Here is a 9,256-nt window from a genome sequence, read left to right on the forward strand (position 1 = left end):
CCCCGGGCCCTGTGGGCCCGGGGTTTCGTGCGTGCACGTGTGCCCGCGACCGGGAATTCACCGCCCGGTCAACGGCACCGCCCGGTCAACGACGCTGGCTGGTCAACGGCACCGGCCGGTCCGCGGTCCGATGACGGTGTTGCCGCTCTGGTGCGGAGCCGGTTCGTTGCCCTCGCAGCGCAGCGGACCGGTGATCCGGTTGGCCGACAGCTCGACGCCCCCGGTGTTCCCGTCGACGGTCACCGGGCCGGTGAAGGTGTTCCCGGCGCAGTACGAGGACTGCTCCGAGCCGATCAGCGCGTACCCGGTGGTGCGGGTGACGGAGACCGGACCGGTCAGCTTCGAGCGGCACACGGCGACGGCGAGCGCGCCGTCACCGGAGACGGGGCCGGTGATCGCGGCGTCCGTCACGGCCAGCGCGCCGCCGGGGCGGACGGTGACCGGCCCCGTCTGGCTGCCGCCGGAGGCGATGCAGAGCGATTCGCCGGAGGCCACGGTGAGGGCTCCGTGCCGGGGCGTTGTGATGCAGGGCCGGCTGAAGCCGACGGTGACCTCGGCGGGCTCGGCGCTCGCGCTCGCCGCGTGGGTCACGTCCCCGGCGTAGGCGGCGGCCAGGGCGTGCGTCCCGGGCCGGCGCGCGCCGGTGGTGAAGCGGGCCCGGCCGGCCTCCAGCGGTACGGTCGCCAGCCGGGTGGCCCCGTCCGAGAAGGTGACCGTACCGCTCGGGGTGCCGGCGGCCGGGTTCGCGGGCGTGACGGTCGCGGTGAAGGTGACGGAGTGTCCGAACAGCGGCGCGGAGGTGTCCGCGGTGAGCGTGAGCGCCGTCCCGTACCGGAAGGAGACGACCGCCTTGCCGTGGCCCCGGTTGACGCCCGCGAGGAGGGCGGCGTCGGTCAGCGACGGCGCGGCGTACGAGCTGCCGCCGCCACCGCCCGCCGCGTACAGGTTGTCGGGGTTTCCGCCGCCGGAGCCGCCTCCGCCGCCGAAGTAGCCGCCACCGCCGCCGCCACCGCCGTTGCCGCCGCGCCCGCCGCTGCCACCGGGGCCGCCGCTGCCCGGGTTGGGCAGGCCGGTGTTGGGGTCGATGTCGCCGCCGGAGATGCCCGGACCGCCGATGTTGGAGTTGCGCGGCCCGCCGGCGCCGTGGGCGCTCTGGGTGCCCCCGCCGCCCGCGATGCCGGAGCCTTCCGGTCCGCCGCCCTGGCCGCCGGGTTCGGCGACGGGGCCGCCGCCGGCGCCGCCGCCCAGCAGGGGGCCGCCGTTGCCGGCTCCGCCTCCGCCGCCCGCCACGAGGATGCGGTCGGCCGCGCCGAACTCCCCGACGCGGACGTCGGAACCGCCGCCGCCGGAGCCCCCGCCGCCGTGGGCGCCACCGCCGCCGGAACCGTGGCCGTAGCCGCCGGGGCGGGCGTACTCGCCGTGCCGGGAGGTGCCGGGGGTTCCGGCGGCGCCGAGGGTGATCTGGAGCCGCTGGCCCGGGCTGACGGCCACGGTCGCGCGGGTCTCACCGCCGAGGCCGCCGGGGGAGCCGGTGTTCGCGGGGTTCGGGGAGACGAACCCGGCCGCGCTGCCGCCCTCGGCCCCGAACAGGTCGACGGTGATCGCGCTCACCCCGTCCGGGACGGTGAACGTGTCCGTCCCGGCCGCGGCGTACGTACAGCCGACGGGTGACGCGGCGAAGACCCCGCCCGCACCGCAGGCCGCCGGCGCCGGGGCGTCGGCGGAGCCCGGCTCGGCGGACGCGGTGAGCGGCGTCAGTACGGCGGCCAGCAGGCCGGCCACCCCGGCGGCGATCGTCGTCTTGGATCTGAACATGCCCTGCCTCTCGAACAAAACAAGCGAATAAAACGGATCGAACGGATCGGACGGTCAGACGCCGTCGTTGGCGCACAGCGCCCAGGCGTCGGTGTCGGTACCGGGCGAACTCGGCGCCCCGGTGTGGGCGTAGGCCGTCCAGTACGCGGCGGTGGTGGTGCCGTCGCCGACCGGGTTGCCGCCGGAGTCGCTGGGGTAGCTTCCGTTGAGGTGGTCACCGACGGAGGCCGGGCCGGTGAAGTTCGTGGTCGTCACGTTGCCGGCGCTGACGGCGGCGCCGCCGCTGATCAGCTTGCCGTCGTTCTCACCGCAGCCGACCGTCGCGGTCTGGCCCGCGGTGCCCGCGGTCGGCCCGCTCACCTCGGTGTTGCGGACCTTGACGGTGACCGCGCCGACGTCGATGTTGTTCCCGCTGCAGATGGCGTAGGCGTACGTGGTGTTGCCGCTGTCGCCGCCGCCCCCGTTCCAGCCGACCGCGCTCCAGGAGTCGGGGTTGGTCTCGCCGTCGGCCGCGGCCTTCTGGCCGAAGGCGTGGCCCGCGTTGTTGAAGGTGGGGAAGCTCGCGATCGGCTTGAGGCTGCCGACGCTGGCCGGGGTGGTTCGGGCGCCGCCGCCGAGCAGCCGCGTGTTCGCCGGACAGGTGGCGGTGACCAGGCCCACGACTCCGCTTCCGGCGGGCCCGGTCAGCTTGTTCATGACCACCTGGGTGTGGTTGACGAGGTTGCTGGTGAAGCACATGGCGTACGGGGTGCTGGAGAACGAGGCGTTGACCGCGCCACCGCTGCCGCCGATGCCCAGCCAGTGGGTGATGTCGGTGCCGACGACCCCGGTGGAACCGGTGTATTCGGTGGTGCCGTCGGGGCTCGGCGAGGTGCCGTTGACGTGGTTGCCGTTGGAGGTCATCCCGGTGCCTATGGCCTGGTTGATCCCGCCGCCGGAGATCAGGCCGCTCGCGCAGTCGGCGTGGGTGGAGATCTCGGCGAAGGTGGCGGCGGGGCCGGCGGTGGCCCCGGGGGTCTTCACCGTCACGCTCACGGTGTTGGCGTACGCGGCGGCTGGCACCAGCAGGGCCAGAACTGCTCCCGGGGCCAGCAGTTTGACGGCGACGAGACGTCGCGGGGTTCCCTTGTTCACGGAGTGCTCCTTCTGATTCCACACGCTGGATCCACAAACGACATGGCCGGGTCGGGTACCGAAGGCGGGGGTGTTCGGGGTCGGCTCTTCTCCGGCTGGCTACACGGCTGGGTCCCGGGGTGCTGGGCTCGCCATTTCCGTGGCAGATCAAGGTTTCGGATCGGCCGTCCTCGCGACCCTCACGGGGTGCGCGCATGCGGACTCTAACAGCGATCGAGCCGTGCATCCACTGGCTCGATACGGCAATCAAACTGGCATATGCGATGTTGACGAGAGGCCGGCCCAGCGCCCGCGCAGCGCTTCCGGTTCGGCTCCGGCACCCGGTTCCGCATCGGCGCGGCCGCTCGCGCCGCCCATCCGGGCGCCCTGGCGCGGGCGTTGTCAGTGGCGCTGGTTAGTCTCCCCGCATACCGCAGCTCAGGGGCGTTGTCGTCGCCCCGGTGAGGGCTGCGCGCGATCGGATTCGGGACAGGCGGAGGGGTACGGGCTGATGGCTTGGCTGGCGGCGGGTGAGGGGTACGAGATCGCCCTCGTGGACGGGCGCGTGGTGGCACGCGGTGCCACGGGGCGGCAGTTGAAGGCATTGCCCAAGGCACTGCGGGACCACCCCGAGGTGGACCGGCTGCGGCAGCTCGCCGAGTGGCTGGACCGGCACACGGCCGCGTGCGTCGCGCAGGTGGACGCCTGGATGGTGTCCTCCCTGCCGGTGCCGACGGCGCTGCTCGCCCGGGTGTGGCGGGACGAGGCCTGGCAGGAGGCCCTGCGCGACATGGCCGTCGTCGGCGACGACCCGGACGAGGTGGGCTTCCTGCGGGACGCCACCGAGTCCGGCGAGCTGAAGGTGGTCAACCTCGACGGCGAGACGGTACGGCTCTCCCCGCGCACGGTGACGCTGCCGCACCCGGTGCTGCTGCCCGACCTGGACGACGTACGGGACTTCGCGGCCGAACTCGGCATCACCCAGCGGGTCGAGCAGATCCACCGGGCGACCTGGGAACGCCCGGCGGTGCTCCCGGAGAACACCAACGAGGTACGGGACTACGCGGGCGGCGTGTTCCCCAACCGCTTCAGCCTCGCGGCGCGGGCCACCGGCCTCGGCTACCGGGTCTCCGGCGGCTACGCCACCTGCCACGTGCGCGACGGCGGCCGCACCACGGAGGCGTCGGTGTGGATCGGCGAGCCGTACTACGACGACGAGCAGACCACCGGCGGGCTGAGCTGGCACGACGAGGACGGCCGGGCGGTGCGCCTGGTGGAGGTCGGACCGGTGGCCTGGTCCGAGGGCATGCGGATGGCCGCGGCGCTGTACGCCGGCCGGAAGATCGAAGAGGGCGGGAACGCGTGAACACGACCACCGAGAACAAGAAGGGCCGGGCCGTGAGCGAGGCCGAACTGCTCCTCAAGGCGGGCGCCGTGCTCCCGCCGGGCACCCCGGACGCGGGCGCCCAGGCCGTCGACTTGACGGCGCGGGCCTACCGCCACCCGGCGCTCGCCGAGGACCGGGTCGTCGTCCGGCTCGCGGCCGCCGAGCTCGGTCCGGCCGAGGACCTCGCCGCCGGGTTCCTGGGGCTCGTACCCGAGGAGGGCGAGCCGCCCGTGGTGGGCCTCGGGCAGCGCCAGGCCCTCGGGTTCCCCGAGTGGGTGCTGGTGCACCACCCCGAGGACGGGCACCACGCGCTCGCCATCGTCCCCGAACTCGACCGGGCCGCCCGGCAGGCCAAGACCAAGCCCAAGGCCGCGCTGGACGCGTGCCTGGAGATGGCCGGCCGGCTCGCCGCCGCCGTCCCGCACTTCCTTCCCGTCTTCTACGAGCAGGCCGCGCGGGTCTTCCTGGCCGTCGAGAACACCACGTACGCCGGGCAGCTGTTCAGCCGTGCCCGCAAGGCCGAGGCGCAGCACGGGCTGACCGTCGACGAGGAGCGCCTGGACGCGGCCTTCCTGGAGTTCGCGCTGGCCGGAGCACTGCCGGTGAAGGTGCTCACCGGGTACGGCAAGGAGCTGGCGGTGCGGGTCTCCCCCGCCGAGGCCTTCGAGCGGTTCCGCCGGCTGTGCGTACGCCGCACCGCGGGCGGCCTGGCGCCGTCCGCGCAGGTCGCCGTCGAGCTGCGCCGCCTGGCCAAGGCCGCGGGGCTGACCGGCACCGAGCCCGAGCAGGAGTACCTCGCCGAGCTGCTGCCGCTGCCCGCCACGCTGCGCGCCGCGTACGGCTGGTGGACGGCGCACCGCGGCGCGCTGATCGCCCTCGCCCGCCGGGTCCCCGCCGTACGGGGGACCCTGCTCGGGCTGACCCTGCCGGGCGGCGGGGACGGCGACCTCACCGGCCTGTGGCTGGACGTCCTGGAGGAGTCCGGCGCGACCGCGGGGCTGACCGGGGAGCAGGTGCCCGCCGAGGAGCGCTCCCCCGACGGCACCGCGGGCTGGCTGGAGCGCTTCCACAAGGCCCGCCACACCGGCTGGGGGCAGCGCCCCACCCCACCGTTCCTGCTCGACATCGTCGAGCGCAGCGCGGCGCGGCTGCGCGCCGAACTGGCCCGGCCCGGCCGGGAGGACGGCCTGCGGGTGACCGTGCAGGACGTCGACCTGGTGGACCTGCTCCTCTCGCTGGAGATCCCGGTCGCCGCTCCCGACCCCAAGGGCAACGCCCAGCTGAACCTGAGCGACTGGGCCCGCGCCGAGCAGCGCCGCGATCTGGTCGCCCTCGGCGCCGACGAGCGGTTCCACCCCGCCTTCCGCGCGGCCCTGAACGGCCTGAGCGACGCCGGCGAGGACATCGTCCGCCGCGTCGCCGCAGCGCCCGGCGGGCGTCCGCTGCTGACGGAGTGGGTGCGCGAGGTCGCCCGCTCGTCGAAGGCCGCCGGGCTGCCCGGGGTGCCCGACGCGATCCGGCGGCTCACCTGGCTGCCGTACGAGGCGCTGGAGCTCGCCCCGGAGGAGGTCGCCGCGGCAGCCGCCACCGACCTCGGGGAGACCCTCGCGCGCACCCTGCGCGCCGGCCTCCTGGAGGAACTGACGTGGCCCGCCTGGGAGAGCGCGGTCGCCGAGATGCGGCCCGGCCAGGGAAGGCAGGACCTGACCGTCGTGGAGGCCTGGCCGTACCTGATCGTCGCCAACCAGACCCAGGTCCGTGTCCTCGACGCCGACGGGGCCGTCCTCACGCACGACCTGCGCGCCCCGAGCGGCAACTCGTACCAGTACGGCTTCCACTACGTCGACGGGGCCCTGCTCGTCTTCTGGTCGTCCTGGAGCACCAACACGACGGAGGGCTACTGGCACACCGCGCCCGACGCCGTCTTCACCCTGGACACGAACGGGCAGCGGCACTGGCAGCTGCGTTCCGATTCCACCACCCTGCCGCTGCCGGGCGGCGGGCGGGCCACCGGCGCCGGCGTCCTGCACGCGGGTGACACCGCGCTGCCCGCCGAGCGGGAGATGCTGTCCGACGGCACCTCGTACTGGGTGTGGGAGGGATGGGACCGCAACCGCGCCGAGACCCCCGAGCCGGGCTGGCGCGAGTACGACCCCACCGCCCCCGCCGGCGCCTCCCACGGCCGCCGGTCGCTGCCTGGCGTCCTGTCCGACGCGCTGCGCGGGCACCCCGAGGGCGCCAAGCTGTCCTTGGCCTCCTGCCGGCTGCGGCCCGCTCCCACCGTCGAGGGTTCGGTGCTCGGCGCGCCCGTGGACGGCCTGCTCGGCTGGCGGCCCGTGCACGTGCGCGGCCGGGGCTGGCACGCCTGCGACCTCGCGGGGCGCACCGTCACCGCGCCCGAGGGCCACGACATGCCCCTCGCCGCCCTGGTGTTCCCCGGCGACGAGCGTCCACGCGCCCTCAGCGCGCGCTGGCGCCAGGTCAGCCTGGCCGACCCCGACGGGGTGGTCACGCTCCAGTCGCGCGACGGCCACCGGGCCGCCGGGTACGCCACCGGCAGCGTCGACCTGCCGCCGCTCGACCACTGGTACGCGCTGCGCCCGCGCGACCCCGAGTCCTCGGCGGCGCTGCGCGCGGCCGACCGGGAGACCGTCGGCGCGCTGCTCAAGGCCGCGGTCGAGGTCCGAAAGGCCGAGGAACTGCCGGACCTGGTGAGCGCCGCGCTGCCGGGCGTCACGGACCCGAAGATGATCGGCGGCGTCGTCGAGGCACTGCGGTTCGCGGTCACCCAGCAGAAGTCCCTGGACCGGGTCGCCGCCCGGCTGCACCCCGAGACCGGGGCGGTCGCCGAGACCGTGCGGGGGCCCGTCGACCGGCTGATCGGCGATGCCCTCAACGGCCTGACCGGCACCGGCTACTACAGCTGGGGCGGGGACAACGACACCGCGCACCGTTTCCTGCGCGAGCTCGCCGCCGCCCGGGCCCTGGCGGACGCGCCCGAGGTGCCCGGCCGGCTGCACTTCGAGATGCCCGTTCTGCCGTACAGCGGGCTGCCGTTCACGCCGCTGCTGGACCACCCGGCGGCCATCGCCTACCGGGCCGTCGCCGTCGGCACGTCCGAGGAGGAGCGCGCGGCGCTCGTCGCCCTGCTCCAGCTGGTGGACGAGCTCGGCCTGGACTGCGCCGAGGGCTCCGCCGCGCACTGGCGCCGGGTCCTGATCCACCTCGACCAGCGCCACCTCAGCACCCCCGACGGCCTCGCGCGGAGCGTGCCGCACCGCGCCGTGCTGCCGCTGGGCGGCGGCGCCGTGCTCGGCCTGACCGAGCACGACACCTCCGTGCCGGACGGCCACCAGTTCGGGGCGCTGCTGTACGACCCCACCGGCCGCCTCGACGTCCCCGGCCCGTACACCGCGCTCGGTGACGCCCCGCTCGGCGAGCGGGAGCACGGCCAGGGCTGGCTGGCCGCCTTCCTCGGCGAGGCCGCCGAGCGGGGCTCTGCGCCCTTCCTCCCGGAGGCCGCCGAGGAGTTCTCCCGGCTCACCGGGGTCTCGGGTGTGATGGCCAAGCTGATCGTGGCGGGGCTGCCGCGCGTCGACAGCTGGCAGGGCAACTTCCTGCCCGCGGACGAGCGCAAGGTGCTCGGCGTCAAGGCGACCGAGGCGGGCCACGCCCGCGACGAGCTCAAGGCGCTCGCCGCCGACGTGCGGCAGGCCGTGGTCGCGGCGCTGCTGCCCGCCGACCCGGCGCGGCTGTGGAGCGAGGGGCCGGACGTGGCCGCGGCCGCGGCGGTGTGGAACCGGCGCGTGGGCCGCCGCACGCCGGTACCGGACTGGCTGGCGACCGAGGCCGCCCGGATCGTCCGGCACGGCTGGGCGGGACAGCGCGGACTGCCCGCGCTGCTCGATCCGGCGGCGGCCCCGGAGCTCTCCACCGACGTGGCCTGGAAGGTCGTCGGCGACCACGTCGAGGCGGCCGTGCCGACCGAACGGCCCTTCACCTCGGCCGTGCTGACGGGCTCGCTGGCCCTGGCCGCCTGGCTCGCCCACCGGCTGCCCGCGGGCGACGCGCTGCGCGCCGGCCTGCCGCCGGTGCTCACCGCCCTGCGACAGCGGCTCGCGGCGCCCGAACTGCTGCTCAGCTACGGGGGCTACGCCGACCTGACCGACTTCCGCAAGGCGGCCGGGAACCCGACCGAGACCGGCGCGGGCTACGAGCGCTACGGCGCGGTCGTCCTGCCCACGCACGACTTCCGGCCCAAGCCCGCGCTGCGGCCGGCGCTGCTGGACTCCACCGGCTCGGACCCGTACCTGCCGCTGCTGCGCGGGGACGAGCAGCGGCCGGACGCCGTCGAGACGGCGCTGCGGGCCGTCCACGAACCGGCGTTCGCCCGGCTGCTCGCCGACCCGGGCGCCCCGGCGGCGGGCGAGGCGGACGCGGACGGCACCTGGTGGCCGCAGGATCCGAGCCGCTCCGTCCCGGGGCTGGTGGCGGAGGCCGCCGAGGCGTACGGGCTGGGCGCCGACGCCGCGGCGCTGTACCTGACGCTGCTCGCGATGCCCGACCCGACCGACCGCAACATCGCGCGCTGGACGGGCTGGAAGCCGGCCCGCCTCAAGGCGGCCCGCGCCGAACTGGCCGCCACCGACCTGGTGGTGGAGGCCAGCCGCAGCCGGGCCGGACGCTCGCTCTTCCTGCCGGGCGGGTGGGCCGAGATGTCCTCGCCCGTGCTGCCGCTGGAGGCGTGGAAGCTCTCGATGTACGGGCCGGCCGGCGGCCGGTACCCGACGCTGGGGGTTCTGGTGCCCACCGAGCCGGTCGCGGAGCTGTACGAGCGGGCCTGGCGGCGGGTGCGGGAGGGCGACGCGCCGCGCTTCGAGGAGCTCAAGGTCAAGCGCACCCGCACGCGGCGGCGCTGACACCGGGCGCCGGCACCCGGCG

At 75.6% G+C, this 9,256-nt stretch carries 4 protein-coding genes; 2 read left to right on the forward strand and 2 right to left on the reverse strand.

Annotated features, from left to right (window positions below; translation table 11 throughout):
• Nucleotides 1-102: 102 nt before the first annotated feature.
• Nucleotides 103-1,815, reverse strand: a complete 1,713-nt coding sequence (locus tag OG982_RS00610) for an Ig-like domain-containing protein (protein ID WP_266790747.1) — start codon at nucleotides 1,813-1,815, stop codon at nucleotides 103-105.
• A gap of 54 nt (nucleotides 1,816-1,869) precedes the next feature.
• Nucleotides 1,870-2,949: a hypothetical protein gene (locus tag OG982_RS00615; RefSeq protein ID WP_266790745.1), complete on the reverse strand. Its 1,080-nt coding sequence runs from the start codon at nucleotides 2,947-2,949 to the stop codon at nucleotides 1,870-1,872.
• Between the two features lie 490 nt (nucleotides 2,950-3,439).
• Between OG982_RS00615 and OG982_RS00620 the strand changes: the two genes are divergently transcribed.
• Nucleotides 3,440-4,294, forward strand: coding sequence for a DUF4132 domain-containing protein (locus tag OG982_RS00620; protein ID WP_266790744.1), 855 nt, complete (start codon nucleotides 3,440-3,442; stop codon nucleotides 4,292-4,294).
• Complete coding sequence (locus tag OG982_RS00625) at nucleotides 4,291-9,234, forward strand: DNA-binding protein (protein ID WP_266790742.1); 4,944 nt, start codon at nucleotides 4,291-4,293, stop codon at nucleotides 9,232-9,234. Before OG982_RS00620 ends, OG982_RS00625 begins: the two co-directional genes overlap by 4 nt.
• Nucleotides 9,235-9,256: the final 22 nt, after the last annotated feature.

The organism is Streptomyces sp. NBC_01551 (genome assembly GCF_026339935.1).
Classification (GTDB): Bacteria; Actinomycetota; Actinomycetes; order Streptomycetales; family Streptomycetaceae; genus Streptomyces.